Here is a 25,039-nt window from a genome sequence, read left to right as displayed (position 1 = left end):
ACAACTTATTTACGTTATATAACAAACAATACTAATTTTAAAACCAAAAAATGAAAAAGCTTTTTATCGTTATTGCCATTTTATCGGCATCTTATACACAAGCACAACAAGAAATTAAATTAGATATTTTTGATGCTTTAGTTTTAAAAACTATCGAAGTTTCTTATGAAAAATACATAGATGAAACCTCTTCATTTGGAGTTTCTGCCTTAATTAATTTTGAAAAGAACAGTGCAGATTTTAGATACAACGAACAAAGATCGTTAACTCCATATTTTCGTCATTATTTTACTTCTGATAGCAATTGGAATTTCTTCGGAGAAGGTTTTTTTAGCTTAAACTTTGGAGAAAAAGAAAACTTAATGAATGGGGGACCAATCACATATGAAGATTATACAGATGGTGCTTTAGGTGTAGCAGTTGGATTAAAATATGTTTCTGAAGGCGGGTTTACCGTTGATGTTTATGGTGGTGCTGGACGAAATTTATTTAGCGAAAACTCACCAATAGTGGTTCCTAGAACTGGCGTAAATATTGGTTGGAGATTTTAAAACCAAACGATCTATAAATTAAAAAACCACATCTGTCACTGAAATAAATTCAGCATAAAGATGTGGTTTTTTGTATATTAATGAGATGCTAAAAACAAGTTCAGCTACTTAGTGTTTACATTTTTTGTAACCAAGTTTTTACGTCAACTTCTGCTTTGATAATCTCTTTTAAATCAGCAATTGCTACACGCTTTTGTTCCATCGTATCTCTGTGTCTAATGGTTACACAATTGTCTTTTAACGTATCGTGATCTACCGTAATACAAAATGGCGTTCCGTTTGCATCTTGTCTTCTATAACGTTTTCCAACAGCGTCTTTTTCGTCATAAAAAACATTGAAATCCCATTTTAAATCATCCATAATTTTACGAGCAACTTCTGGCAAACCATCTTTTTTAACCAACGGTAAAACTGCCGCTTTAAAAGGTGCTAAAACTGCTGGTAATTTCAACACTGTTCTTGTGGTTCCGTTTTCTAATTCTTCTTCTTGTAGCGCGTTAGAAAATACTGCTAAAAACATTCTATCTAATCCGATAGAAGTTTCTACAACATAAGGCACATAGCTTTTATTTTCTTCGTGATCAAAATATTGTAATTTCTTTCCAGAAAATTCTTCGTGTGCTTTTAAATCGAAATCTGTTCTTGAATGAATTCCTTCTAATTCTTTAAATCCGAACGGAAATTTAAATTCAATATCTGCTGCTGCATCTGCATAATGTGCTAATTTATCATGATCGTGAAAACGGTAATTTTCTGCTCCCATTCCTAAAGATAGATGCCATTTCATTCTGGTTTCTTTCCAGTTTTCGTACCATTCTTTTTGAGTTCCTGGCTTTACAAAAAATTGCATTTCCATTTGTTCAAATTCTCGCATTCTAAAAATAAACTGTCTTGCAACAATCTCGTTTCTAAATGCTTTTCCGGTTTGTGCAATTCCGAACGGAATTTTCATTCGTCCTGTTTTTTGCACATTTAAGAAGTTTACAAAAATTCCTTGAGCTGTTTCCGGACGTAAATACACTTGTGTAGAATTTTCTGCTGAAGCACCAATTTGTGTTCCAAACATCAAATTAAACTGCTTTACTTCTGTCCAATTTTTAGATCCAGAAGCTGGACAAGCAATTCCTAAATCTATAATAAGCTGTCTAAAACCAACTAAATCACTTTCTTCTTGAACGCGCGTCAATTCAACTGTAATTTCATCCATTTGTTTTTGACGACGCAACACATTTGCATTGGTTGCTCTAAACTCTGCCTCATCAAAATCATCGCCAAAACGTTTTTTTGCTTTGATAATATCTTTTTCAATTTTTTCGTTGATTTTTTCTCTAAAATCTTCTACCAAAACATCAGCTCTGTAACGTTTTTTAGAATCTTTATTATCAATTAATGGATCGTTAAAAGCATCTACATGTCCAGAAGCTTTCCAAGTTGTTGGATGCATTAAAATTGCAGCATCAATACCCACAATATTTTCGTGCATTTGCACCATTGCTTTCCACCAATAATCTCTAATATTTTTCTTTAACTCAACGCCATTTTGAGCGTAATCATACACAGCGCTTAATCCGTCATAAATTTCAGAGGATTGAAATACATAACCGTATTCTTTAGCGTGCGATAACACTTTTTTAAATTGATCTTCTTGTTTTGCCATAATGAGTGCAAAGATACAGTAATCTAAAAAGTTAACAAGAAAAAATTAATGCTCTTTTTTGCATCGATATACAAATGCGGGCGGGAAATTTAACAGTTCAAAATCTAAAGATATTTTTTCTTTAAAAACAGCTTTTAGCTTTTTGTAGTAGGTTAAACTATATTGATATTGAATAAAAGTTCCGTTTTTATGTAATGAGTTTAACGAATTTTCTAAAATGGCTTCAGAAATTGTATTTGGAATAATTGTAAGCGGCAAACTTGAAACAATATGGCAGGCTTTTGAATACCCTAACTTTTCCATTTCTGGCCGTATTTCTTCTGCGGATGCTTTTAAAACTGTTAACTGCGGATGCTTTATCTTTTTTAAATTTTCGTAAAAAATATCATTTACTTCAAAGCAAATTAAATGAGAATTTGGTTGTAACTTTTTTAATATTTGATTTGTAATTACACCGTTTCCTGGACCTAATTCTACCAATACTTTGCAAGAAGAAAAATCGATTTCTTTTAACATTTTTTGAGCCAAAAACCTTGAACTAGGAGTTACGGTCCCAGAAGTTTTTATGTTCTTTACAGCTACTTTAAAAAAGTCGATTTTTTTACCCACTAATATGTTTTTTAGTATCTTAACTTTAAAAAGCTAAGAAAATGAAATATTTACAAGATGTTTTGCATTTATTTTTTCCGAAGATATGCATTACTTGCGAATCAAAGTTATTACAATCCGAAAAAATCATCTGTACACTTTGTAGACATGATTTACCAATAATTTGTTACAAAGACTATAAAGATAATAAAATTACAAAAGCTTTTTATGGAAGAATTTCGATAGTAAAAGCAAACTCTTTTTTATCTTACAGAAAAGACGGAAAAACAAAAGACCTAATTCATGCTTTAAAGTACAAAGTCAATCAAGAAGTTGGTTATTTTATCGGTGATTGGTTTGGTCATGTTTTAAAAGAATCTAATGAATTTACTGACCTCGATTGTATTATTCCGGTTCCGTTACATCCAAAAAAACAAAAAAAACGCGGATACAATCAGCTAACAACTTTCGGATTAACTGTGTCAAAACATCTAGAAAAACCATATCTAGATGATGTTTTAATTAGAACTTCTAGCTCAAAAACCCAAACGTTTAAACAGCGTTTCGAAAGATTTAGCAACAACGATACAAAATTTAGTGTACCAAATCCATCCGCCTTAAAAAACAAACACATCTTATTAATTGACGACGTAATTACAACTGGAGCAACTTTAGAATCTTGTTGCAAGGAATTGCTACAAGCAGAAAACATTAAAATTAGTATTGTAACAATGGCATATACAGAATAATTTAACTAAAAAATGAATCATTTTACAGTAAAAAAATTGTTATTTTGCAGTAAAATTAAAGCAACTGAAACCTTTTATAAAACATATTATTTTTGTTTTTGCAGTAATCCTTTTAACAAGTAATTGCGCAAAAAAAGGAAGACCAAATGGCGGACTAAAAGATAGTTTAGCTCCGGTTATGGTAACTGCAAATCCTCCTTATAAAAGCATTCATTTTAATAGCAAAAAAATTAAACTTTCGTTTGATGAATATATTACGTTGAAAAACGTAAATCAACAACTGGTAATTTCTCCGCCGTTAAAATATTTTCCTACAATTAGTCCGCAAGGATCTCCAAGCAAAGAAATTACTATAAAATTAACTGATACGTTAAAAGAAAATACTACCTATATTTTTAATTTCGGAAATAGCATTGAAGACAACAATGAAGGGAATGTTTTAAAGAGTTTTAACTACGTTTTTTCTACTGGCAACTATGTAGACTCCCTAAAAACAAAAGGATTTATTAAAGACGCTTTTAATAATAAATTTGACAAAGACATTAGTATTTTACTGTATGAAGTAGATTCTACATATTCAGATTCTATTATCTACAAACAAAAACCAAATTACATTACAAACGCATTAGATTCACTGTTTAAAATTACAAATATTAAAGAAGGAAAGTATCTTTTAGTTGCGTTAAAAGATGTTTCTAACAACTATACCTTTAATCCGAAAGAAGATAAAATTGGTTTTTACAATCGGTTTATAGAATTGCCAAATGATAGTATTTTAGAGGAACCTTTATCGCTTTTTAAAGAAACTCCGACTTTTAAAATAATTTCGGCAAAAGAAACTTCAAAAGGAAAAATTATTTTTGATTTTGAAGGAGAACGAGAAAACATTGATATTAGTGTTTTGTCTGATGTGTCATCGGATTTTAATAGTAAATCTAGATTAGACAATACAAAAGACAGCCTTTATCTTTGGCATTCTAAAATTGATACAGATTCTTTAGTTTTTAAAGTAAAAAAAGAGAATTATATAGATACGTTAACAGTTTTTCTAAGAAAAAAAGTATTGGATTCTTTAAAAATAAATTCTAACATCACAAGAACCTTAGATTTAAAAGACACGTTAACTTTAAAGAGTAATAATCCTGTTATAAAAATAGACACCTCTAAGATTGCCTTTTTTGATCAAGATTCTGTGGCGGTAATTTATCAGCATATATTAAAAAAATCTACAAATAAAATTCAGTTTTTATTTGATAAAAAATACAATACAAATTATAAATTAACACTTTTACCCAAAGCTTTAACAGATATTTTTGAAACACAAAACGACACTTTAAACTATAATTTTAACACAAAAGAACCTGAAGATTATGGAAGCATCTCTTTAACACTAAACAAAAAACCTTTATCTTCAGTAATTGTAGAATTGTTATCAGAAAAAGACAAAAAAGTAATTCAAAGAACGTACGTTACAGATACTAAAAACATCAAATTTGAACTACTTCCACCAGGCAATTATATTATCAGAGCAATTCTAGATACAAACAGCAATAAGAAATGGGATACTGGTAATTATTTGAAAAAAAAGGAACCAGAAAAAGTAATTTATTTGCCAATTACATTTAGTATAAAAGCAAATTGGAATTTTTCTGAGATATTTACAATAAATTAATCATAATCGAGTTATTGTTTTACCCTCGTTTTAATATATTTGTCAACTTATAAAACTATTTCTTGAGGAAACCCCTAAAAATATTATTCTTTCTCGTAATAGCCTTATCTGCAAATGCCCAACATCTAACACACGACGTTGGTTTCTTTGCTGGTACTGCTACCGTTCAAACAGACTATGGCCAAAGAGGCAACTTTTTAAGCAGTTATGGAAATAGCGCTATGTCTTTTAGTTTAATACATTACCTTCATTTCTTTAATATAGATACTCGTTGGAATGCAGAAGATGATATTGCCAATCATTTAATGGTTAAAACTGAATTTAACATAATGACCAAAGGTGATTTTCAACATCATGGTGTATATACGCAAGGAAGTAATCCATTGGCAGTACAGTTAAGAGCAATGAAAGGAACAATTTCCATGCTTAATTATGGAGTACAAGCTGAATATTACTTTAAGGATTTAAGGGAATTTATGTTTCCTTATTCTGAAATGAAATGGAACCCCTATGTAAGTGTTGGTCTTAAATTTTCGTACTATAAAAACACTTTAACTTCTGATTTAGGAGATTGGAGAACCGATATTTCTATTTTACCAAGTAAATATAGAATTCTAGATAATTTAAATGTTGGAAACGGCGGAACATTCTCTTTTATTTTGGGTGCTGGAACGCGTTATAAATTAACAGAAAAGTTTGATTTAGCGGCCAATTTTAATTGGCAATTCTTTTTCTCGGACGCTGTAGATGGTTTGCAAGCTGATGTAATAGAAAACAAAAATAATGAATGGCTAATTCATGTTCAAGTTGGAATTATTTATCACTTAAATTTTGCTGGAGGAATCTTTTGTAAAAAATAGAATGTAAAAAAAACGCACAACTCTTTTTTGTTTGTTTTTATGATTTATCTAAAGCTTGTTCTAAATCCTCTAACAAATCTTCAACATCTTCAATTCCTACACTTAGACGAATTAACGAATCTGTTATTCCGATTTTTAAACGTTCTTCTTCAGGAATGCTTCCATGTGTCATTGTTGTAGGATGATTTACCAAACTCTCTACTCCGCCTAAAGATTCTGCCAACGTAAATATTTTTGTATTTTCTAAAAAAGTAAATGTAGCTTTTTGAGTTTCATCTTTTAGTTTAAAGGAAACCATTCCTCCAAAATCTTTCATTTGTTTTTTTGCAATTTCATAACTCGGATGGTTTTCTAAACCTGGAAAATAAACCTCTTTCACCTTCGGATGTTTTACTAAATAAGCAGCAACTGCACTGCCGTTTTCACAATGACGCTGCATTCTAATGTGTAGGGTTTTAATGCCTCGAAGTGCTAAAAATGAATCCATTGGGCCAGCGATTGCACCAGCAGCAAACTGAATAAAATGTAATTCTTCTGCTAATTTTTCATCGTTAACCATTAAAGCTCCCATTACCAAATCAGAATGTCCGCCTAAATATTTTGTCGCAGAATGCATTACAATATCTACACCTAAATTTAAAGGTTGCTGTAAATACGGAGTTGCAAAAGTATTATCTACTCCAATTAAAATAATAGAATTTACTGCCTTAACTGCTTTTGTAATTTCTGCTATATCTGCAATTTTCATTAATGGGTTTGTAGGTGTTTCTATCCAAACTAGTTTTGTTTTTTCTGTAATCGCATTGGTAACATTCTCAACAGAATTCATATCAACATAAGAAAATTTCAATCCTTGTTTTTCAAACATTCTTGTAAAGATTCTATACGTTCCTCCATACAAATCATCACCTGCAATAACTTCATCACCAGACTTTAAAGTTCTTAAAACACAATCAATTGCAGCTAATCCAGATGAAAAAGCCAAACCGTGCGTTCCGTTTTCTATGGCTGCAAAACTTTTTTCTAATGCGGTTCTAGTTGGATTTGCAGTTCTAGAATATGCATAACCTTTGTGTTTTCCAGGACTTGATTGCGCATACGTTGATGTTTGATAAATTGGCGGCATTACTGCTCCTGTTGAAGGATCGTTTTGTTGACCGCCGTGTATTGTTTTTGTGTTAAATTTCAACTTTAAAAATCTTATGTATTTTACACTAATTTTTTTATTGATCTGATGATTCCTAAATGCATTCCTTCGTGAAAATTATTAAAAGAAATCGCTGTTTCTAAAGAATCTAACACAAAACCTGTACTGGTTTCGTATGCTTCGTAATCTTGAAAAATACCCGCTTCGTAATCTTCTATCAAGGTTTCTGGCAAAGCAATTAATAATTCTTTGATTTCGTCAAACTCTTCGTTATTAAACTCTCTTTCTGGAAAAGTTCCTTTTCTATAATTTGCGATTAAATCATCGGGCACTAAACAATTTACACCTGAAAGCTTATAATGCAACAATTGTTGCGTAACAACCAAATGCGCTACATTCCAAGCAATATTATTTTTAAATCCTTTCGGAATTAAATGTAATTGTTCAATTGTTAAATCATCGATTACTTGCAAAACAAGTTCTCTCGATTTGATTAATATTTCGAATTGTGTTTTCATTTTTTATCCTAATTTAGCATCAAATATAACGTATAAAATGAAAAAAGTCTACTTTTTACAAACTTGTGATACTTGCCGAAGAATTTTAAAAGAAGTAAATCTTGATGGATTTGAAAAACAAGAAATAAAAACCAATCCAATTTCGGTAAAACAACTTGAAGAAATGCACAAATTTTCTAAGAGTTACGAAGCATTGTTTAACAAACGTGCAAAGTTATATAAAGCAATGGACTTGAAAAATCAAACCATTTCTGAAGCAGATTACAGACAGTATATTTTAGATGAATATACTTTTTTAAAAAGACCCGTTTTTATTGTTGATAATGAAATTTTTATTGGAAATAGTAAAAAAGAAGTTGAACGATTGAAAGAATATTTAACCAATTAATTGTCAGGTTGAGGGGAGTCGAAACCCAATAAACATCTATAGTTCTCGACTCCGCTCGAACAGACATTTTTTCAGCTTTTTCAAATCACTAAACGTTTTAATTATTCTCCAACCAAGTTTTTGTTCTTAACTCGACATTCTCTTTAATATCTTGCCAAAACAAGTTGATGTCGCCAACATGATAATTTTTCATAAAAGACATGAAAAACCGCATTGGAAACTTCGGATTTGTAGACCAAACCATTCCGTCTGTGATTTCAATTTTCAACGCTTTTGTATATAATTTTCCGTTAGAATATAAAAATCCTTTGTGCTGATTTAAAGTTGTTGTTTTAGAAGCATCCCACGTAATTGGATTTGTTGTTACCGCTCCTTTATACACATTTTTGTTTTTCGGGTAACTTCCTTTTTTTCGGGTATTCCAAGAAACAAAACCACCAGTTTCAGTTGGATTTGTCATTGGTTGAATGGTTTTGAATTCGTTTGGTTGAATTCCCATTCCAACTAAATATGCGGCAATTAATTGCTTTTGCAACGGTTTCGAGTCAATAAAATCTTTTAACAATTGTGTGGCGTGATTGGTTCCTTGACTATGACTTACAATAATAATTGGCCTGCCGTTATTGTAGTTTTTTAAATAATATTCAAAGGCATCTTTTACGTCGTCATAGGCAATTTCAAAAGCTTCTTTTCCGCCTTTAGTATATAAATTATACGATTTAATATGTGCTTGTCTGTATATTGGGACATAAATTTTTCCTGAAGTTGCAAATGGAGAAGCTTGATTTTTAACCGCAGTATGTATAATTTTATCATTCTGAATTTCATCATCAATTGCTGCGTTCCAACGAGCAACTTTTTTATCCATTAACAAAGTGGGATACACATAAAAAACATCTGCTTTTAAATCTTGAAGATTTGTAGTTGCATATTTTTCTAAGCTTTCAGGATATTTTGTTGGTAAAACTGCCCAAGAAGTTGCGTCAGCATAATTTGGGGCATCTGGAATGTTTTGTTTTTCAAAACTAATGGTTTGATACGAGCTTTTACATCCAACCAAAAAAAACACAAGCAATAATAGAACACTTATGGTTTTCAAATATGTTTTTAGGCTAACTATCATTAAAAGGACATCGTTATTCCAATACTATTTTCTTTCATATTTAAATTAAATGAAGGTTGAAACCTATAAGAAGTTGATGAAAAACCAGAGTTGTATAAGTCTACTGCATTTTTAGATTTATTATTGTAATTATTGTTTATTGGTATTGCAACTAATATCAATGCTGCACCAACACCGGCAAGTTCCCACTTTGCATCACCTCCTCCAATTGCTGTTCCAATTGGAAAACCAATGAATGCGCCTCCTACACCACCTAATATTGTAGCCCAAATTTTACTTTTGTTTGCAGATTTCATTAATTGTGATGCCTCATTATTACTACCCATCAACTTAACCAATTGTTTACTAGATAAATAGCTGTCATTTTGTTTGTATATATAACTTCCTAAAACTTTTTTAGATTCAATTTTTTGTGCATTAACGGTACCAAATCCTGTTACTAAAATTAAACCAAGTAATATTAATCTTTTCATTTATTTGTATGTTATAATGGTTTTGCTCTTTTTATTTATAATCTTCATAAGATTTTTCTTCAACCAAATCTGAGCCAGTGTATGTGTTAATTTCTTTTTTAACATCAGATCTGTCATCATTTACATAATACACAGCACGTGCTAAATCAATAAAGGTTTGACTAAAGTCTTTTGCACGTTCGCATTCTCTAATATCGTCTTCTATTTTCCACAATTTCTTGTTGACTTCTAACAAATCATTCTGTAATTTTTTAAGATGCAATTTATCTTTTGCAACCGCATACATATTTTTTACATCTGGTGTTAACGTATCATATTCATGCTGAATATTGACTAACTTTTTTGCGTCTTTAATTTTAGAAAGTTTGATTTCTAAAATGGTGTATTTGTCTAAAATTTCTCCGTTTGATACTTCAATTTTCATCCTGTATATTTTATGCGAATTTACGTTCTATAATTTCAAAAAAGCGCTCCTCATACTCTTCTTGGTTAGACCAATCGTACTCTGGTTTTACCATTTTATTGATAAACTTTTTTGCTTCTTTTGCTGTTTTAATCGTGTTTAATTGAGAAACAACTCTGTTAAACTCTTCTTGACTTCCATCAAAAAGGTTTTTTACAAAAGCAATTCTGTCATTCAACCCAATATGTATATTTTGTTGTAATTGATCGTTTAACGATTTTTTAATTGCTGGTTTTTCAAATAAATCTGCAGCAACTTCTATAGAAATAGTGTCATTTAACTCTTCTTCTAGAGTAATTGTTTTTTTGTCTTTAGTTACTGATTTTTCTTCAACACTTTCAGCAGAAAACAATGTTTGTTCTAATTCATCAAACGGTTGTTCTGTAATTTCTTCAGCAACTTTTATGCTTGGCTCTTCTTTTTCTTCTTTATCAATTGCAAATTCTTCAACAATTTTTTTTACTTTTTTTGTAATCGGTTCTACTTCTGTAAACTCATTTTCTTGTTTATCATCTACAATTTCTAATGTAGGTTCTTTAACTTTTTTAACCACATTTTCTATCTTTTTAAGAATTTCTTCTTTTGTTTCGGTAGCGTTCGGAGTTGTATGTATATATTCATCAACATAAGCCAAAACGGTTAGTTTTTCATAAACTTCGTAGGCTTTTTCTTTCAACACTAAAACATCTTCTTTGTTTTTTAGTTGCAAAATACTATGTGCAATACTTGTTAAGTCGGCTGCTAATTTTTTGTGCATAAGTTGATAAATTAATTGATGCTTGGCATCTATATTTTTATAAATTTGTAAGACTTGAAGTAAAATACAATTATAATCATATTTCAAGCATAAAATTACAAAATGTTTCTCGAAAATACGGTAAATCATACAGAACAATTTGGTTGGATTGAAGTAATTTGTGGCTCAATGTTTTCTGGTAAAACAGAAGAATTGATTCGCAGATTAAAGCGAGCACAATTTGCAAAACAACGTGTAGAAATTTTTAAACCTGCGGTTGATACGCGTTACGACGATGAAGAAGTGGTTTCTCATAACGACAATCGTATTCGTTCTACGCCAGTTCCTTCATCAGCAAATATTAGATTGTTAGCAAATGATGTAGATGTTGTTGGAATTGATGAAGCGCAGTTTTTTGATGATGAAATTGTTGCGGTTTGTAACGATTTAGCAAACAGAGGAATTCGTGTAATTGTTGCTGGTTTAGATATGGATTTTAAAGGAAATCCGTTTGGGCCAATGCCTGCTTTAATGGCAACTGCAGAATACGTAACTAAAGTACATGCTGTTTGTACACATACCGGGAATTTAGCACATTATAGTTTTAGAAAAGCGCAAAATGATAATTTAGTCTTATTGGGTGAAGTTGACGAATATGAGCCTTTAAGTAGAGCTGCGTATTACAAAGCATTGCAATTACAGAAAGCTGAAAAGTTGGCTTCAGAAAAATTGGAATCTAATTTAAAAGATCCTGAAACAAGTTCAGAATAAACAAGTTCAGCATAAATGAATAATCATGTAACTATTTTAGAAATTGATGGAAAGGCTGCACAGCATAATCTTCAATATTTTAAAGATAAATTAGAAAAAGACACCAAAATTTTAGTGGTTGTAAAAGCGTTTGGTTACGGAAGTGAAGCTTCAAAAATTGCCAAACTCTTAGAAAACAACGTCGCTTATTTTGCAGTTGCTTATACAGATGAAGGAATTGCTTTGCGAAAAGCAGGAATTGAAAAACCAATTTTGGTGTTGCATCCTCAAATACCAAATTTAGAGTTGCTAATTCAACATCAACTAGAACCAAACTTATACAGTTTTAAAATTTTTAATGCTTTTTTAGAATTGGCAGACACGAACGTTTTATTAAACTATCCAATTCATTTAAAATTTAATACGGGCTTAAACAGAATTGGTTTTTGGCACACAGATGTTCCGTTAATTTTATCTAGAATTGCAGCAACAAGTCATGTGAAAATTACTTCACTTTTTTCGCATTTGGCAGCAAGCGAAGATGCCAATGAAAAAGAATTTACAGTCAATCAAATCAACGATTTTGCCTTTATTGTAAAGCAATTTTATCAGCATTTAAATTACAAACCAATGGTGCATTTGCTAAATACATCTGGAATCATTAATTATCCGCAAGCACAATTTGACATGGTGCGTTTGGGAATTGGATTGTATGGTTTTGGCAATGACGAAAAGGAAACAAAACAACTTAAAAATGTGCTTTCCTTAAAATCAATTATTTCTCAGATTCATACTATTGAGACTGGAGAATCTATTGGATATAATAGAGCTTTTACTGCAAACAAATCCATGAAGACAGCCACAATTCCAGTGGGTCATGCAGACGGAATTTCAAGAAAGTTAGGGAATAAAAAATACTCGGTTTTAATCAACAATAAAAAAGCGCCAATTATTGGTAATGTGTGTATGGACATGATTATGGTTGATGTTTCTAACATTGATTGTAAAGAAAGTGACGAAGTAATCGTCTTTAATTCTCAAGAAATGGTGAACGAAATGGCTCAAAAATCTGAAACTATTTCCTACGAAATCTTAACCGCAATCTCTCAGCGTATAAAAAGAAGATTGCTAAAATGTTAAAATTTTCTTAAATTGGCTACTTATTAACTATAAAAACGAATAATATGGGAATGTTAAAAGAATTTAAAGAATTTGCTGTAAAAGGGAATTTGGTAGACATTGCAGTTGGTTTTGTAATGGGTGCAGCTTTTAAACAAGTAGTAACTTCATTTACAGGCGGAATTGTTTCTCCGTTAATTGGCTTGGTATTTAAGGCAGATTTTAGAGATTTAAAATATGTAGTTACCGAAGGTGTTGCTGATGCAACCGGAAAAGTAACTGGAGAAGTTGCTATTTTGTACGGTGATTTTTTAACCAATGTAATCGATTTTATTATTGTAGCATTTGTAATGTTTATGATTATCAAAGGAATTAACGCAACTAAGAAGAAAGAAGAAGCTGCGGCTCCTGCTCCACCAGCTGGCCCAAGCCAAGAAGATTTATTAGCTGAAATTAGAGATTTATTAGCGAAGAAATAAGATTCTTGTTTTTTATAAAATTAAAACCGAAGTATTAATGCTTCGGTTTTTTTTATCTTTATAGATAAGTTGCAATTAAAAGTTGTTAAATGGAAAAAAACAGAATCATAACACCTGAAATAAAAGAGTTTTTAAAAAAAACTACATCAATTTTTGAAAAACTTAAAAAAGAATATCCCGTTGAAATGGGTATGATGTTTAAAGAGCATGATCAATTATTCGCTGAGTACGGCTGGTACATTTATGATGGATCTAGCCTTGAAGAGGTTCTAATAATTTTAAAATTATTAAATGAAACAAATATCAAAAAAGCTGAAGAAAAAATTAAGATCATCTTTGAAGATAACCTTAACGAAATAGAAACTGATTTATCTAAGTTAAATAAAGAATCTAGTCAAATAATCAAAGAAGCTTTTCATTGTCATAAAATGAAGTTATTTTATGCCTCTACAATATTATTTATATCTCTTTCCGATGGATTGACAAAAGGAAAACTATTCACAAAATCATATATTCAAAAAATCAAAAAGAAAAATAAAAATCATTTTCTATTGAATATATTTAATGACGAAAATCCTGTTAATAAAAATTATATCCCAAATAAATCTTCAAATTCAGAATTAATGCGTCATGGGATTATGCACGGGAATTCAACAAATTACGGAAATAAAATAAATAGCCTGAAAGCATTAAGTTTATATCATTTTATTTCTATTCGAAAGTATAAACTCAACAAATAATTATCATCAACACTTTATATATTCAATTAAAAATAAAACACAATTTAATAACAAAAAAATTATGTTTCTATAATTTTATTTGGAATAATCGGAACATGAATTCAATTTATGAATTAAAAAATCATACTTGATTTTTATCTACATTCCTTTCGCAACTTTTTTAGCAACATACAACTCTGCAATCGTTGGGTTATCTGGACAACTTTTAATTTGCTCAAAAACATCGCCAGCTTTTACAAAACCAGTTTGCAACACTTTAAAATAAACGCCACACATATTTGTATTCCAAAATTGTTTTATAATCTTGTTATCCTTAAAACGAATTCCTAATTTATAACACGGTGTTCTTATGGTAGTTACTTCTAAGATCGTTTCGCCAACTTTAAATGTATCGCCAACATGAGTTTTGGTTTCGTCTAAATCATCTACCGTTAAGTTTTCGCCAAACATGCCTAGTTGCCAATCTAAATGTGGATGCAATTTTTTAAAATAATCGTAATGTTTTAAAGAATATCCATACACCGCTTGGTCAATTCCGCCATGATGTTTTCTATCAGAAATTTCATCATTTAAAACATTTTCTGTTCCTAAAAAAATAGGTTCTTTTATTGGATACTTAAAAATTCCTGTAGTTATGGTTTTTCCGTTCCAATCAATTTCTCTTTTCTCTCCAATGTTTGTTGAAATGATTTTCATGTGATTTATTTTTTGTCAGGTTGAGCAATTTTCTGTCATATCGAGCGGAGTCGAGATAAAAGAAAATTGTATCGAGAAGTTGTTTGTTCTCGATACAAAATTCTTAAAAAAGAATTTCACTCGAACTAACAGTTCGTTTAGTCAATCAAAAAATCTTGTAAAACATCTGCAATTTTTCGATTGTCAGATAATTGTGGAATTTTATTTTGTCCGCCAAACTTACCAATCGATTTCATATATTCATGAAAACCGCCTTTTTTTACTTTTCTAATCACCATCGTTCTCAATACTTTACCTGCAATTAAATCTTGATAATAGATATTTTGTGCTTGCATAGAAGCATCCACTTTTGCTGTAAAATCTTCTAAACTTTTTGGTTCGTTTTCAAATTCTATAAACCACTCGTGATACGGCAAACCGCTTTCTGGATTTACTTGCGGAGCAACGGTAAACTCACTAATATTTATTTCGGTTCCCTTGATGGAATCGTTCAATGCTTTTTCTACTTCTTTACCGATAACGTGTTCGCCAAAAGCAGAAATAAAATGTTTGATTCTTCCTGTAACTTTAATTCTGTAAGGTTTTGTTGATGTAAACTCAACAGTGTCACCAATATTATACCCCCAAAGTCCGGCGTTTGTATTTAAAATAATGACATAATTCACGCCCATTTCCACCTCTTTTAATGAAATTCTTGTTGGATGTTCATCATAAAATTCTGTTGCAGGAATAAACTCATAAAAAATTCCTGAGTTTAATTGCAACAACATTCCTGGTTCTGTTTGCGAATCTTGATAGGCGATAAATCCTTCTGAAGCTGGATACAATTCTACGTAATCAATTTTTTTACCAATCAAACTTTCAAACTTGTTTTTATACGGCTCAAAATTTACGCCGCCATACACAAAGAAGTTAAAATTTGGAAAAATCTCTGCAATAGGTTTTCCTGTTTTTTCGATGAGTTTTTCAAAATACATTTGTACCCAAGACGGAATTCCACTAATAACCGTCATATTTTCATCAACCGTTTCTTCTACAATGGCATTTACTTTGGTTTCCCAGTCTTCAATACAATTGGTTTCCCAACTTGGCAATCTGTTTTTCAATAAATATTGCGGAATATAATGCGCTACAATTCCGCTTAATCTTCCTAATTGAATTCCGTTTTTGGTTTCTAAAACTGGACTTCCTTGTAAGAAAATCATTTTTCCGTTTACAAAACTTGCATCCTTTTTTTCTGCGATATAAAACAGCAACGCATTTTTTGCCGCTTTGATATGTGTTGGCATTGATTCTTTGGTAATCGGAATGTATTTTGCGCCAGAAGTTGTGCCAGAAGTTTTGGCAAAATAAATTGGTTTTCCTTTCCAAAGAACATCTTTTTCACCGGCAACAATTCTATCAACATATGCTCTTAAACCTTCGTAATCTTGAACTTTTACTCGGTTTTTAAAATCCTCGTAATTTTTAATGGAAGAGAAGTCATGATCTTTCCCAAAAGCAGTATTTTTTGCTGATGAAATTAATTTTTTAAATACTTTTTCTTGAGTTTTATGTGGTTTTTTTGCCCATTTATAAACTTGCTTTGTAGCTTGTTTGGCAAAGGGTATTGCAAAAATAGATTTGAGGCTCATTTATTTAAAATCTATATAATTCAACGGATTTACTGGATATCCATTATACCATAATTCAAAATGTAAATGCGGTCCGGTTGTTAGTTCCCCGGTAGAACCAACTGTTGCAATTGCTTCTCCAGACTTTACAAAATCGCCTTGTTGTTTTAACAGAGTTCCGTTGTGTTTGTACACAGAAATAAATCCTGTTCCGTGTTCAATTATAAGAACATAACCTGTTTCTGCAGTCCATTCAGAAAAGATAACTCTACCATTTTCAACAGCTTTTACTGGTGTACCGGTAGCCGCGACAATATCCATTGCAAAATGTTTGTCAGTAATATTAAAATCTTGTGTAACATTTCCTTTTAAAGGTGCAAAAAACACCATGTCTATTTTATTTTCTGCTTTATCAAACAAAGGAAAACGATCTTTACTTTCTATCTTTTCTCTAAACAAAGAATCTGTTTTAGAAGCGTCTAATTTTTTTTCATCAATTGAAGAAATGCTTACTTTTTTTAATGAATCAAAATCTATTTCTGTGATTGGGTCATCACCAGATAGAATCGGAATTAAAATTTTGGTGTAATTTTCTATTAATTGCAGTCTGTTTTTTATAGAATCTGTTTCGTATAAAAGTCTTGAAGCATCTTTTTTTAACTGTGTAGAAGCATATCCAGGAATGTATTCTCTAATTGGTGTATATGCAATTAAAACAGTGGTTAATGCGATTAAAACTATAGAAAAAACACCGCTTAACACAAAGATATTTAAGATCGTTAGCTTAAAAGACAAGCGCTCTTCAAAAGTGTCTTCGTTTAAAACAACCAATCTAAATTTATTGGTTATTCGTTGTCTAAACTTGCTTTTCTTTTTGTTATTTTTTGCCACAGATTTATTTCTTTGAATTACAAATATACAACGAAAAAATAGGGAAACTATTTTCTGTAAAAATTCATCTCATCAATATACTTCCAAACAGCTTCAGTTAACATTGGTTGTATGTTTTTTTTCTCTTTGATTCCGTTTCTAATATGTGTTGATGAAATTTCGATTATTGGTGAATCAATTTTATGAATTTTTGGGTGATTATCAAACTGCGTTTCTACGGTTCCAGCAGAGATTCTTGGATACACATACAAATGATGATGTTCTAAAATGATTTCATAATTTTTCCATTTATGAAAACTTTTTAAATTGTCTTCGCCCATAATCAAACTAAAAGAATGTTGCGGATATGTATCTGAAATGTGCGCTAAGGTATGTACTGTATAGTTTGGCTGAGGCAAACTAAACTCAATATCAGTTGGTTTAATTTTATCGTAGTCTTTTGTTGCTAAATGTGCCAATTCTAACCGATGATGGTTGTCTAACAACGTACTTTTTTTCTTAAAAGGATTGTGTGGCGTAACCACCAACCAAATTTGGTCTAAATCAGAATTTTCTACCAAATGATTGGCAATAATTAAATGTCCAACATGAATTGGATTGAATGTTCCAAAGTATAAACCTATATTCATTTTTAAAATGATTTGTCACCTTGAGCGGAGTCGAAAGATCTCGACTCCGCTCGACCTGACATTAAATTTTATTTTATTCTTGTATTCCTAAATACTCACTCATTAAATCTTCTGCTTCTTTAAAAGCAACATCTAAATCGTAGTTTTTAATAATTTTATCAAACTGAGGTGCGGTTGCTAACTCTATAGATGCTTTTGCAATTCGCATATTAATTTTATCGTCGCTTTCTGTTTTACGTTTTTTTAAACGTATTTTCAACTCATCAATACTTGGTGGTTTTACAAAAACAGCTAAAGTTTTCTCTGGAAATTTCTTTTTTATTCGCAATCCACCAGCAACATCAATATCAAAAATTACGTGTTTTCCTTTTGCCCAAATTCGTTCTACTTCACTTTTTAAGGTTCCGTAAAAATTATCTCTATAGACCTCTTCCCATTCTAAAAAATCTTCATTTTTTATATGTTGTTTAAAATCCTTTAGAGACATAAAATAATAATCTTTTTCGTGTACTTCTTCGCCTCTTGGTTCTCTAGAGGTTGCCGAAATAGAAAATTCTAAATTGAATTTTTCTTGTGCTAATAAATGACGAACAATGGTTGTTTTACCAGAACCTGATGGTGCAGAAAAAACAAATAATTTACCTTCAAAATCTGACATATAATTTATTATTTGTCGTGCTGAACCTGATTCAGCATCTTTTTTTTATTAATAATGAGAAGCTGAAACAAGTTCAGCTTACTTAAAGCTTTGCTTAAAGTACGTTTAAGATTTGCTCTTTAATTTTTTCCAACTCGTTTTTCATTTGAATCACCGATTTTTGCATCGAAGCAAAATTTGCTTTAGATCCTGTGGTATTGATTTCTCTTCCAATCTCTTGAATGATAAATCCTAATTTTTTTCCGTTAGAATCCTCGCTATCTAACTCTTGTAAAAAGTACTCTAAATGATTTCCTAAACGAACTTTTTCTTCATTAATATCTAATTTTTCTAGATAATAAATCAACTCTTGTTCAAAACGATTTTCATCGATTTCTACTTTTAAATCTGCAATCGATTTTTGCAATTTCTCTCTTACATTTTTGATACGTTCTTCATCTAAAGCGTGTACTTCATCCAGATATTTTTTGATGTTTAAAATTCGTAATTTAAAATCTTCCTCTAAAGAAGCAGCTTCATCTATTCTGTATTGAATTGTTTCTTTGAGCGCTTCATCAATACTTGTGTTGATTAATTCCCACTCATTTTCGTCTAATTCTTCGCGTTCTGTTTTTAACGCATCTGGCATTCTTACTGCCATTTTTAGCAATTCAACATCTTCTTTATCATTTGTAAACAACACGTTTCTTAATTGCTGAATATAATCTGAAACTACATTTTTATTGATGACTGTTGTGGTTTCATCCGAAGTCATTTCTACATAAATAGAAAAATCTATTTTACCTCTTACCAAACCAGAAGCTAATTTTTTTCTAACTGCTAGTTCTTTTTCTTTGTAATACGACGGAATTCTAACGTTTAAATCTAAATTTTTGCTGTTTAGCGTTTTAATTTCTATCGTCACTTTTTTTGTTGGCAATTGTAATACGGATTTCCCGTAACCAGTCATAGATTGAATCATTCAATGCTTTTTTAAAATATTGCAGCAAAGGTACATAAATATTTAAGGAATCATTCTTGCTAAAAATGTAAATAAGCTAGGTAAATTCATACTTTTATTTTATCCACAAATACACGGATTTTTAGTTTTATTTGTGAATTCGTAGCTAAAACCACAGAACTTATTTTGTTTTCGTTATTTTTACATTTTAGAAATTATAGCAACAGAATTTGCAAACAAACACACATATTTTAGTTATCAGATTATCTGCAATGGGCGATGTTGCCATGACAATTCCTGTAATTAGAGCTTTGGTTGCACAATACCCAGAAATTAAAATTACGTTTTTATCTAAATCTTTTTTAAAACCGTTGTTTGATGACATTCCGAATGTACATTTTTACGCAGCTGATGTAACAAACACCCACAAAGGCATTTTAGGTTTGCACAAATTATATAAAGAATTAAAGCAATTAAACATTACACATATTGCGGATGTACACAATGTGTTGCGTTCTAAAATTTTGCGTAGTTTTTTTAAATTTTCTACAAATAAAATTGCTGTAATTAATAAAGGAAGAAGCGAGAAAAAAGCCTTAACAAGAGTAACAAATAAAGTTTTTAAACAGTTAAAAACATCGCACGAACGTTCTGCGGATGTTTTTAGAAAACTCGATTTTCCGGTTGATATTTCAAGTCCAACCAAATTAGAAAAACCGAATTTGAAAAATTCTGTTCTCAATTTAATCGGAGAAAAGAAAAATAAGTGGTTAGGAATTGCGCCTTTTGCAGCATATGATGCTAAAATGTATCCGTTAGATTTAATGGAAAAAGTAATTACTGAATTATCTAAAAATTATACCATTTTACTTTTTGGTGGCGGAGAAAAAGAAGTTGCTCTTTTATCAAAAATTGAAGAAAAATTTCCAAATTGCATTTCTCTTGCTGGCAAATTAAATTTAAGTGAAGAATTAAATGCAATTGCACATTTAGATTGCATGTTGGCAATGGATTCTGGAAATGCTCATTTTGCAGCAATGTTACAAATTCCGACGATTACACTTTGGGGAGCAACGCATCCTTTTGCAGGTTTTGCACCTTTTAATCAACCAAAAGAAAATTGCATGTTACCAAATTTAGAGAAATACCCGAACATTCCGTGTTCTATTTATGGAAATAAAATTTGCGACGGATACGAAGATGTAATGCGAACCATTTTGCCAGAAAATGTGATTAAAAAAATAGAAACCATATTAAATTAAAATTCTTAAAAAAATACTTATGATACTTCATTACTTGGAAGAAACCAATTCTATTTTAAATACTTTTATTGCAGAAATTAGAGATGTTACTATTCAAAAAGATTCGCTTCGTTTTAGAAGAAATATTGAAAGAATTGGAGAAATTTTAGGATATGAATTAAGTAAAAATTTAAAGTATTCATCAAAAAATATTACCACTCCGTTAGGCACAAAAGATAGTTTTTTACCTACAAACGATATTGTTTTAGGTTCTATTTTACGAGCTGGTTTGCCTTTACATCAAGGATTGTTGAATTATTTTGATGACGCAGAAAATGCGTTTATATCGGCTTATAGAAATCACCCAAATAACGATGCAGAATTTGAAATTGTTGTAGAATATTTTGCAGCTCCATCAATTGATGATAAAACCTTGATTTTAGCCGATCCAATGTTGGCAACTGGTCAATCTTTAGTTTCTGTTTATGAAGCTATACAGAAATATGGAAACCCAAAAGAATTGCATCTCGTTTGTGTAATTGGCGCTACAGAAGGCATTGAATTTATCAAAAATCATTTTCCAGAAAACACGCATTTATGGATTGCTGCTATTGATAATGAATTAAATGACAAAGGATATATAGTTCCTGGTTTAGGTGATGCTGGCGATTTGTCGTTTGGATCTAAACTATAAAATGTATTGCAAAAGAAAGTAGTAAAAACAACACCAAAACACTGTTTACTATTGATTTCTTTTGAACGGATTGCACCCAATTTGCTATGATAATTGTAGACGGAATTAAAAATGAAATGATTTCTACTCCGTTCTTTTTTTCTACCAAGGAAACAAATACGATAGCAATTACTAAATGGAGTAACAACAACACCCAACTTCTTTTAAACCTATTGCTTACTGAAAGTATTTTTCCTGTTCTTAACACTATTGAAACACTTGTAAAAACAGCGAATAATAATAAAAACAATTCGTAATAATTGGTTTGGTAAAAACTAAAATCAATCGTAAAAACAACATCAAATAATTGATAAAAAGTTGTTAGATCTTCCGTCCAAAAAAGATAGGTAAAAAACAGAAAAAGGGGTGTTACAAATCCCAATATCGGAATAAAAATAGTTCTAATAGTGATTTTAACAAACAAAAAAACTGCTGCATAAAGCAAGATAAAATAGATACTATATAATGGGGAAAATATAAATAAAACACCTAACCAGAGTCCGCTATCAAATAATTTCTGAAACACAAACTTTAAGGTTCGTAAACTATACACTCTTCTAAAAAACAAAAACAATAATACGTAAACAATAAGAATCGAATATTCTAATATTAAAGATTCTAGAAAGCCTAAACTAATTACAAAAAGCAAAAAAGCATACGAGTTATCTTTTGTTAATTTATTTTTAGAAACGATAAAGTTAAACATAATGAAGAACACCAAAAACAAAGGGAAAGTTAACAAAAAACTGAAAAAATCATTTAAGTTTAACTCAACGTTTTTAGCCACAATAAAATCTAAAATATAGTAACTTAAAAAAAGCACTATAATTAAGATGAAATTTACTGGTTTTGATTTGCCGAAAAAATTGGCTAACATAATTAGTTTTTATATTTTTGCAATGTAAAGATACTTAAGTTATGATAGCAAGCAATATTTTTAGATTAATTGGTGATTTTTTTAATTGGGCTTTTGCTCCTTTTGAAGCATTGCGTTTAAACGATCTAAGTTGGTGGGTTTCGAACGTAGTAAACTGGCTGTTTATGATTGTTTTACTAGTATTGTTCGCATACTGGATGAAAGAATCTGCTCGCTTTAAAAGAGAAGGAATCGAAGATTCTGAAGAATAACTAGTTACTTTGGGAAGCAAAAACAAACTAAAACGTTTTCATGAAAATGAAACGTTCTCTAATGTTGTTCAGCCAAAAAGAGAAGAAATCTTAAATGGTTTTTCTCTAAAAGGCAAATGGAAAACATTTTTTAAAAACGATAATCCTATTGTTTTAGAACTTGGTTGTGGTAAAGGAGAATATACAATTGCTTTAGCACAGAAAGATGCAACTAAAAATTTTATCGGAATTGATATTAAAGGTGCGCGTTTTTGGCGTGGCGCAAAAACTGCATTAGAAGAAAATTTAACCAATGTTGGTTTTATTAGAACGCAAATAGAATTGATAAACGAACTATTTGCAGAAAATGAAGTTGATGAAATTTGGATTACTTTTCCAGATCCACAGATTAAATACAAACGTACAAAACACCGTTTAACAAACTCAGCCTTTTTAAAAAAATACCATCATATTTTAAAAGAAAATGGCGTGGTAAATTTAAAAACCGATAGCGAGTTTATGCACGGCTATACCTTAGGTTTATTACATGGCGAAGGGCATGAAATTTTACATGCAAATCACGATGTGTATAAAAACACGTATTCTCCAGAAGAAGTAATTGGCACACAAACCTTTTACGAAAAACAATATTTAGAAAAAGGAAAACCAATCACTTTTATTCAATTTAAAATTAATTATTCATAATTCTAGTCGTTAGCACAGTATTAAGTAGATTCAATTTATTTGATTGAAATTCCTATCTTCACGGTGTGAACAAAACAGATAATTTTTTTGAAAAAGTATATAAAACCGCTCGGTTAATTCCGTACGGAAGAGTTACAAGTTACGGAGCAATTGCAACCTATTTAGGCGCAGCAAGATCTGCAAGGATGGTTGGCTGGGCAATGAACAATGCCCACAATCAGAAGGAAGAAGTTCCAGCACATCGAGTGGTAAACCGAAAAGGATTGTTGACCGGAAAACATCATTTTGATGGCACAAACTTAATGCAACAATTACTAGAAAACGAAGGAATTGTTGTTGTTGACAATCAAATTCAAGAGTTTACAAAAGTGTTTTGGAACCCAAATGAAGAGTTATAGAAAAGCTTTATCAAACTTATCCCCTTTCCAATAATTAAAACTTTTTTTGTTGATTGGCACTTTCTTTAAAAAGCCTTTTTCAACTAACATTTCAATATCTGTCCTTGCCGTTTGATTGGTAACCGAAAATATATTTTCAACCTCTTTAATTGTAAAAAACTTATTTCCTTTTTTCTCAATTCTATATAAAATTTCAGCCTGACGTTCGTTAATCCCTTCAAATTGTAAAAATTTAGACAATTTATTTTCTTCTTTTTTCTTTTTTGCAACATATTTTTTCAAATCTTCAAACGCCGTCATTAACACTTTTACTTGATAGTGAATAAAATACGTCACATCCATATCATCAATTTCTGTGTACAAATATGCTTTTTCATATTGCGTTTTTGTTTTCATTATTACTCTAGAAATTGATAAATATTCTGTTAACCAATAGCCATTTTTTAATAAATACCAATAAAAAATAGCTCTTGCTGTTCTTCCGTTTCCATCTACAAAAGGATGAATATAACCAATTAAGAAATGTAAAATACTAGCTTTTACGATGGGATGAATAAAATCTTCTTTGGGATTATTATTGAAAAAACTTACAAACGATTTCATTAAATCCTTTAACTCTTCAAAGTTTGGGGGTGTATGTACAATTTCTCCTGTAATTTCATTCACCACATTTACATCGTTACTTTTTCTAAAAACACCTACATTTTCTTCTTCTAACGTATTTTCTGTGACTAAACGATGTAATTCAAACAATTTTTCAATAGAAATTTCATCTTCTTTATGATCACTAATGAATTGAATAGTTTTAAAATTATTCAATATCATTTGTTCAGAATGCGTTTTTGGCTTTCTGTTTTTACGCAACATTTCTTTCGCTTTCACACGCGTTGTGGTAGCTCCCTCTATCATTGAAGAAAACACTGCTTCTTCCATCAAAGCATTTTTTAAATATTGTTGTTTTTCTAAATCAGATAATAATTGTTCTTTTTGTAAGCCTGCTCCAAAATTGAAATCTAAATAATGGAGTTTTTGCTGGAGAAAGTCATTAATATTATAAAAATAAAGTGTAGATTTTATGTTTGTTCCTATGCTTAATATTTTCTTATTTAGCCCTCTTACCAATTTTGCCGTTCCCCAGAGTATTCTTGAGGTTAAATTTCCTTGATTTAAGTATTTAACTTTATCCCAATATAAATATTCACTTTGAATTTTTTTAAAAGTACTTGATGTTGAAGACATTATTCTTATAACATCTAATTCTTTCATTTCTTTTGATTGACTAACTCTAGGTCCCTTCTCTAACATATTTCCTAATTTTTATAAAATTTACAAATAACTACAAATATACGTTTTATTCTAGTATTTCCTAATTTTTTAAAAACTAGGAAATAATTACAAATAAGTTTCTTTGATTC

General features: G+C 30.4%; 30 protein-coding genes. 14 read left to right on the top strand and 16 right to left on the bottom strand.

Features of this window, described 5'->3' with window-relative positions:
- Nucleotides 1–50 precede the first annotated feature (50 nt).
- Nucleotides 51–551 (top strand): hypothetical protein, encoded by a 501-nt coding sequence (locus tag ACEWL1_RS04660; protein WP_409232115.1) that lies wholly within the window; start codon nucleotides 51–53, stop codon nucleotides 549–551.
- Between the two features lie 115 nt (nucleotides 552–666).
- Here the strand turns inward: ACEWL1_RS04660 and ACEWL1_RS04655 are convergent, their stop codons facing one another.
- The gene (locus tag ACEWL1_RS04655; RefSeq protein ID WP_409232114.1) at nucleotides 667–2,208 is read right to left on the bottom strand and encodes a glycine--tRNA ligase; all 1,542 of its coding nucleotides are present in this window, start codon (nucleotides 2,206–2,208) and stop codon (nucleotides 667–669) included.
- A 45-nt stretch (nucleotides 2,209–2,253) separates the two neighbouring features.
- A complete protein-coding gene (locus ACEWL1_RS04650; protein ID WP_409232113.1) occupies nucleotides 2,254–2,817 on the bottom strand; it encodes a class I SAM-dependent methyltransferase in 564 nt (187 codons plus the stop codon).
- A gap of 41 nt (nucleotides 2,818–2,858) precedes the next feature.
- Between ACEWL1_RS04650 and ACEWL1_RS04645 the strand changes: the two genes are divergently transcribed.
- From ACEWL1_RS04645 to ACEWL1_RS04635, 3 genes are all read left to right on the top strand, one after another.
- Nucleotides 2,859–3,545 (top strand): ComF family protein, encoded by a 687-nt coding sequence (locus ACEWL1_RS04645; protein WP_409232112.1) that lies wholly within the window; start codon nucleotides 2,859–2,861, stop codon nucleotides 3,543–3,545.
- A 64-nt stretch (nucleotides 3,546–3,609) separates the two neighbouring features.
- A complete protein-coding gene (locus ACEWL1_RS04640; protein ID WP_409232265.1) occupies nucleotides 3,610–5,217 on the top strand; it encodes an Ig-like domain-containing protein in 1,608 nt (535 codons plus the stop codon).
- 62 nt (nucleotides 5,218–5,279) lie between these two features.
- A complete protein-coding gene (locus tag ACEWL1_RS04635; RefSeq protein WP_409232111.1) occupies nucleotides 5,280–6,077 on the top strand; it encodes a THC0290_0291 family protein in 798 nt (265 codons plus the stop codon).
- A gap of 37 nt (nucleotides 6,078–6,114) precedes the next feature.
- On the opposite strand, the gene ACEWL1_RS04630 is transcribed toward ACEWL1_RS04635, so the two are convergent.
- Entirely contained in the window at nucleotides 6,115–7,266 is a 1,152-nt protein-coding gene (locus ACEWL1_RS04630; protein WP_409232110.1) for a cystathionine gamma-synthase, read from the bottom strand.
- 20 nt (nucleotides 7,267–7,286) lie between these two features.
- Complete coding sequence (locus ACEWL1_RS04625) at nucleotides 7,287–7,742, bottom strand: DinB family protein (protein WP_409232109.1); 456 nt, start codon at nucleotides 7,740–7,742, stop codon at nucleotides 7,287–7,289.
- Between the two features lie 37 nt (nucleotides 7,743–7,779).
- On the opposite strand from ACEWL1_RS04625, the gene ACEWL1_RS04620 reads away from it, so the two are divergent.
- Entirely contained in the window at nucleotides 7,780–8,130 is a 351-nt protein-coding gene (locus tag ACEWL1_RS04620; protein ID WP_409232108.1) for an arsenate reductase family protein, read from the top strand.
- Nucleotides 8,131–8,227: 97 nt separating this feature from the next.
- On the opposite strand, the gene ACEWL1_RS04615 is transcribed toward ACEWL1_RS04620, so the two are convergent.
- From ACEWL1_RS04615 to ACEWL1_RS04600, 4 genes are read right to left on the bottom strand one after another with little or no spacing between them, the layout of a single operon-like run.
- Nucleotides 8,228–9,229, bottom strand: coding sequence for a DUF3089 domain-containing protein (locus ACEWL1_RS04615; RefSeq protein ID WP_409232107.1), 1,002 nt, complete (start codon nucleotides 9,227–9,229; stop codon nucleotides 8,228–8,230).
- 23 nt (nucleotides 9,230–9,252) lie between these two features.
- A complete protein-coding gene (locus ACEWL1_RS04610) occupies nucleotides 9,253–9,726 on the bottom strand; it encodes a hypothetical protein (protein WP_409232106.1) in 474 nt (157 codons plus the stop codon).
- A 31-nt stretch (nucleotides 9,727–9,757) separates the two neighbouring features.
- A complete protein-coding gene (locus tag ACEWL1_RS04605; RefSeq protein WP_409232105.1) occupies nucleotides 9,758–10,150 on the bottom strand; it encodes a DUF6165 family protein in 393 nt (130 codons plus the stop codon).
- A 10-nt stretch (nucleotides 10,151–10,160) separates the two neighbouring features.
- Nucleotides 10,161–10,946 (bottom strand): hypothetical protein, encoded by a 786-nt coding sequence (locus ACEWL1_RS04600; RefSeq protein WP_409232104.1) that lies wholly within the window; start codon nucleotides 10,944–10,946, stop codon nucleotides 10,161–10,163.
- Between the two features lie 102 nt (nucleotides 10,947–11,048).
- Here ACEWL1_RS04600 and ACEWL1_RS04595 point away from each other — a divergent pair, with 102 nt between their 5' ends.
- The 4 genes from ACEWL1_RS04595 (at nucleotide 11,049) to ACEWL1_RS04580 (ending at nucleotide 14,013) form a co-directional block, all read left to right on the top strand.
- Nucleotides 11,049–11,696 carry a thymidine kinase gene (locus tag ACEWL1_RS04595; RefSeq protein ID WP_409232103.1) on the top strand — a complete coding sequence of 216 codons (648 nt, stop codon included), beginning with the start codon at nucleotides 11,049–11,051 and terminating at the stop codon, nucleotides 11,694–11,696.
- Nucleotides 11,697–11,711: 15 nt separating this feature from the next.
- Entirely contained in the window at nucleotides 11,712–12,815 is a 1,104-nt protein-coding gene (alr, locus tag ACEWL1_RS04590) for an alanine racemase (protein ID WP_409232102.1), read from the top strand.
- Between the two features lie 44 nt (nucleotides 12,816–12,859).
- Nucleotides 12,860–13,273, top strand: a complete 414-nt coding sequence (mscL, locus tag ACEWL1_RS04585; RefSeq protein ID WP_409232101.1) for a large-conductance mechanosensitive channel protein MscL — start codon at nucleotides 12,860–12,862, stop codon at nucleotides 13,271–13,273.
- Between the two features lie 89 nt (nucleotides 13,274–13,362).
- Nucleotides 13,363–14,013, top strand: a complete 651-nt coding sequence (locus tag ACEWL1_RS04580; protein WP_409232100.1) for a hypothetical protein — start codon at nucleotides 13,363–13,365, stop codon at nucleotides 14,011–14,013.
- Nucleotides 14,014–14,151: 138 nt separating this feature from the next.
- Here ACEWL1_RS04580 and ACEWL1_RS04575 read toward each other — a convergent pair whose 3' ends face one another.
- The 6 genes from ACEWL1_RS04575 to ACEWL1_RS04550 form a co-directional block, all read right to left on the bottom strand.
- The gene (locus ACEWL1_RS04575) at nucleotides 14,152–14,709 is read right to left on the bottom strand and encodes an MOSC domain-containing protein (protein ID WP_409232099.1); all 558 of its coding nucleotides are present in this window, start codon (nucleotides 14,707–14,709) and stop codon (nucleotides 14,152–14,154) included.
- A 137-nt stretch (nucleotides 14,710–14,846) separates the two neighbouring features.
- On the bottom strand, nucleotides 14,847–16,343 hold the full coding sequence (locus ACEWL1_RS04570; RefSeq protein WP_409232098.1) for a GH3 auxin-responsive promoter family protein: 1,497 nt from the start codon (nucleotides 16,341–16,343) through the stop codon (nucleotides 14,847–14,849).
- Nucleotides 16,344–17,213: a M23 family metallopeptidase gene (locus ACEWL1_RS04565; RefSeq protein WP_409232097.1), complete on the bottom strand. Its 870-nt coding sequence runs from the start codon at nucleotides 17,211–17,213 to the stop codon at nucleotides 16,344–16,346.
- 47 nt (nucleotides 17,214–17,260) lie between these two features.
- Nucleotides 17,261–17,842, bottom strand: coding sequence for a nicotinate (nicotinamide) nucleotide adenylyltransferase (nadD, locus tag ACEWL1_RS04560; RefSeq protein WP_409232096.1), 582 nt, complete (start codon nucleotides 17,840–17,842; stop codon nucleotides 17,261–17,263).
- A gap of 73 nt (nucleotides 17,843–17,915) precedes the next feature.
- Nucleotides 17,916–18,500, bottom strand: coding sequence for a guanylate kinase (gene gmk, locus ACEWL1_RS04555; RefSeq protein WP_409232095.1), 585 nt, complete (start codon nucleotides 18,498–18,500; stop codon nucleotides 17,916–17,918).
- Nucleotides 18,501–18,594: 94 nt separating this feature from the next.
- Nucleotides 18,595–19,461 (bottom strand): YicC/YloC family endoribonuclease, encoded by an 867-nt coding sequence (locus tag ACEWL1_RS04550; RefSeq protein ID WP_409232094.1) that lies wholly within the window; start codon nucleotides 19,459–19,461, stop codon nucleotides 18,595–18,597.
- Nucleotides 19,462–19,670: 209 nt separating this feature from the next.
- Here ACEWL1_RS04550 and ACEWL1_RS04545 point away from each other — a divergent pair, with 209 nt between their 5' ends.
- Nucleotides 19,671–20,702 carry a glycosyltransferase family 9 protein gene (locus tag ACEWL1_RS04545; protein ID WP_409232093.1) on the top strand — a complete coding sequence of 344 codons (1,032 nt, stop codon included), beginning with the start codon at nucleotides 19,671–19,673 and terminating at the stop codon, nucleotides 20,700–20,702.
- Nucleotides 20,703–20,721: 19 nt separating this feature from the next.
- A complete protein-coding gene (gene upp / locus ACEWL1_RS04540) occupies nucleotides 20,722–21,375 on the top strand; it encodes a uracil phosphoribosyltransferase (protein ID WP_409232092.1) in 654 nt (217 codons plus the stop codon).
- Here upp and ACEWL1_RS04535 read toward each other — a convergent pair.
- Nucleotides 21,365–22,120 (bottom strand): hypothetical protein, encoded by a 756-nt coding sequence (locus ACEWL1_RS04535; RefSeq protein WP_409232091.1) that lies wholly within the window; start codon nucleotides 22,118–22,120, stop codon nucleotides 21,365–21,367. The two genes, upp and ACEWL1_RS04535, sit on opposite strands and share 11 nt — an antisense overlap.
- A 212-nt stretch (nucleotides 22,121–22,332) precedes the next feature.
- On the opposite strand from ACEWL1_RS04535, the gene ACEWL1_RS04530 reads away from it, so the two are divergent.
- From ACEWL1_RS04530 to ACEWL1_RS04520, 3 genes are all read left to right on the top strand, one after another.
- Nucleotides 22,333–22,542 (top strand): DUF6341 family protein, encoded by a 210-nt coding sequence (locus ACEWL1_RS04530; protein ID WP_409232090.1) that lies wholly within the window; start codon nucleotides 22,333–22,335, stop codon nucleotides 22,540–22,542.
- Between the two features lie 9 nt (nucleotides 22,543–22,551).
- Nucleotides 22,552–23,226 (top strand): tRNA (guanosine(46)-N7)-methyltransferase TrmB, encoded by a 675-nt coding sequence (gene trmB, locus ACEWL1_RS04525; RefSeq protein WP_409232089.1) that lies wholly within the window; start codon nucleotides 22,552–22,554, stop codon nucleotides 23,224–23,226.
- 65 nt (nucleotides 23,227–23,291) lie between these two features.
- Entirely contained in the window at nucleotides 23,292–23,624 is a 333-nt protein-coding gene (locus ACEWL1_RS04520; RefSeq protein ID WP_409232088.1) for an MGMT family protein, read from the top strand.
- On the opposite strand, the gene ACEWL1_RS04515 is transcribed toward ACEWL1_RS04520, so the two are convergent.
- On the bottom strand, nucleotides 23,619–24,929 hold the full coding sequence (locus ACEWL1_RS04515; protein WP_409232087.1) for a Fic family protein: 1,311 nt from the start codon (nucleotides 24,927–24,929) through the stop codon (nucleotides 23,619–23,621). The two genes, ACEWL1_RS04520 and ACEWL1_RS04515, sit on opposite strands and share 6 nt — an antisense overlap.
- Nucleotides 24,930–25,039 lie beyond the last annotated feature (110 nt).

Source organism: Polaribacter gochangensis, from assembly GCF_046224025.1.
In the GTDB taxonomy this organism is placed as follows: domain Bacteria; phylum Bacteroidota; class Bacteroidia; order Flavobacteriales; family Flavobacteriaceae; genus Polaribacter; species Polaribacter gochangensis.
Note: the sequence above shows the minus strand (reverse complement) of the source record. Positions and strands in the feature narration are given on the sequence as shown.